Origin of the sequence: Deinococcus humi, from assembly GCF_014201875.1 — a bacterium.
Lineage (GTDB): Bacteria > Deinococcota > Deinococci > Deinococcales > Deinococcaceae > Deinococcus > Deinococcus humi.
This window is the reverse complement of sequence record NZ_JACHFL010000053.1, coordinates 1-2,596: the sequence shown is the minus strand read 5'-3', so window position 1 is coordinate 2,596 and position 2,596 is coordinate 1. Positions and strand designations below refer to the sequence as shown.

At 60.4% G+C, this 2,596-nt stretch carries 1 protein-coding gene; it reads right to left on the bottom strand.

Features of this window, described 5'->3' with window-relative positions; all coding sequences use genetic code 11:
- Positions 1-883 precede the first annotated feature (883 nt).
- On the bottom strand, positions 884-2,338 hold the full coding sequence (locus HNQ08_RS27005) for a replication initiator protein A (protein ID WP_184138555.1): 1,455 nt from the start codon (positions 2,336-2,338) through the stop codon (positions 884-886).
- Between the last annotated feature and the right edge of the window lie 258 nt (positions 2,339-2,596).

Sequence of the window (2,596 nt, the reverse complement as noted above, 5' to 3'; positions counted from 1 at the left end):
CCCTGAATTTCAGGGCGCCTGCCTTCACATCCCCCTCTGCTTAGTGAAAGCCAACAACTTGCCACTACTTGTGGCGATGGGTGCTGCGCGCCGGAGTGGCAGCGGGGCACTTCATCGCTGTGGATGCACCGGGGACGTTCGTCGCCCCGGCTGAAGCAAAGTCACTTACGCATTCCTACTTGATTACCCTGGCGATAAGGCGAACGTGTAGAGAAAGAGGTTCCGGAGCCTCTGGCCTCCGAAAGACGTTGTTGGCTGGGCAGTGGTCATGCTCCAAAAGACCTGTCATGCGGCGAAAGACATTTTGCCAGTGCGCCTAAGTGCGCCCAGGTCATCTCAGGCTTCTCCGCGGCAGGAACCACGAAGCCAAGCTGCGTGCCTGTATGTGTTCTCGTCAGGCAGAGTCAACGGGGTTGACTGGCGAATCTCTTAACCCGCCAAGTCAAGAGATCCTCCGCAGTTCAATCACGTGCGTTGCCCTGATTTGCTGTTCTCTTTGGTGATTTAAAAGATAAAAAGAATGATGAAATCATCATCAGAGGGCTCGCGCTGACGCTGTCCTGGCGCATGTTTTTATTCCCGAAGCCTCAGAAACTACGGGAGAAAATCGATTCATTCCCTCGGAAACTACGGACAGCCAGACAGTATTCCCTCGGAAACTACGGGACCGCTCTCAGACCGTCTTCGGGCGATCCCTCAGAAACTACGGGAGACATACCCTATTTTTCCCTCGGAAACTACGGGATGCCCTGAAAGCGGCTGCCCGTCAACCCCTCGGAAACTACGGGGGCAAGTCAGCGGAATGCCTCCAGCTCACTCAGAAACTACGGGATGCCCATCCGTACGTGGAAATCGGTGTTGGGGCCTGGTTTCTCCGAGATCTTCACTCAGAAACTACGGGAGAAGCATGCAGCTCGGTCCCTCGGAAACTACGGGAGCCGTTTAGATGGCCCTGAAGATCCTCAAGCAAGGCGTCAAGGGCCGGGGAGCCACCCGACAGCGCGCGCGTGGCCTGCTGGACCAGCAGGCGGGCGTCGAGCGTTCTGGCATGGAGAGCCTCCCCCAGCGGAGCCCGCAGTTGCAGCGGGAGCCGCTTGAGGACGCCCATCAGCGTGAGCTGCCGCAGCGCCCAGTCCACTAGCTCCTGACCTTCCAGGGCCGCGATGCTCGCTCTGTCCTTCGCATCCTTGGCTTCCAGGTCCTGCTGTTCACGTCTGCTGGTTTTCGCGCGTGCTGCCGGCGCGGTTTTTGCGGCGGTGGTGGCGGGGAGGTCGGCAAAATCCTCAGGCCGCTGCACCATCGCTACCATTAGTCCACCCCGGTTGACCACAGGCCGGGTGCTGACCTTGAGGTAGTGGTCGAAGCGGCGCGCGGCTTCTTCGATGCGTTCTGGAAATACCGTCGACAGGCGGACGGCCACACCCTGCTTGACTCCCCGCTCGCTGAGCAGCGCTGCGAGTTGCGGATGCTGACCCTCTGGAGGCGGTCCGAATACATAACGGACGATCTTGTCGCGGCCTCGTCCGGTGATGTCCGCCTCGACGATGTACTGGCGCGCGAGCAGCTCTTTGTGCGCGGGTGCTAGGGTCCGCGATAGGTTATCCGTCCGGTCACTGGTCAGCCCCAGGCGGCTGCTCCAGGCCATCAATGGCGCGCTGATTTCCGGAACCAGGCCGTTGGCAGTGCGCTCGTCGAAATGCAGGGCGTCGAGCTGCCGGTAGACTGCCCGCACCAGCGGCTGACTCAGCGAGCGGTAGAACTCCACATCCAGCGGCTTGATGTAGCCCGCTCGCAAGCTTTCCATGATGGGAGGCGCGAGCTGCACTGTAATCACGCTGGTGCCGCGGATGCCTGCTTTGGAGCGCACGTAAGACAGATAACTGAGCTGAGCGAACGACTGGGTAGTCCAGGTCTGCGTTCCGCTCGCGTACCAGCCCTCATCGATGGTGTAGGAGGCCTTGTTGAGCCGGATCAGGCTCTCCTGGAGGGACCGGTAATACTGCGCCGTGTCGGGCAGTCCCGCGGTCTTCAGCAATGCATAGGCCGACACGGTGAAAGGACCGTCGGGCAGCCCGGCCTCGAAGCACAGGTTGAGCAGGCCAACCATGAAATCGTTATCCAGGCCGTGCGGGACCACCTGATCTGCGGGTACGGTGCACGTGATGATCACCGGGCGTCCGTCCGGGGTCAGAGCCTGCTTCTGCCAGCGCTGCAGGTTGGCAGGGACGGTCTTCTGGCCGCTGATCAGGGCCAGACGGCCCAGATTTAGCTCGTCGTAACCGCTGTGTCCTTCCGGGACCGGGAGTTGCGGAACACTCCGGTATTTGCTCGGGGGCATGGTGACATTGTAAAGGTCCAGGCCACCTAGCTCAGACGGCCTTCAATATCGAGCGCCGTGAAGATCTGTAGGTTCCGGTGGTCCGGACCCCGGGCTACGCGATGACAGGTGAGATAGCGGGGCGCGAACGTGGAGAGATTTTTCGGGAAAGAGTTGCGCGAGAGCCATGTCCGTGGCCTGCTGCGGGAAGTTGTGGCAAGTTGTTGGCTTTCACTAAGCAGAGGGGGGATGTGAAGGCAGGCGACCTGAATTTCAGGT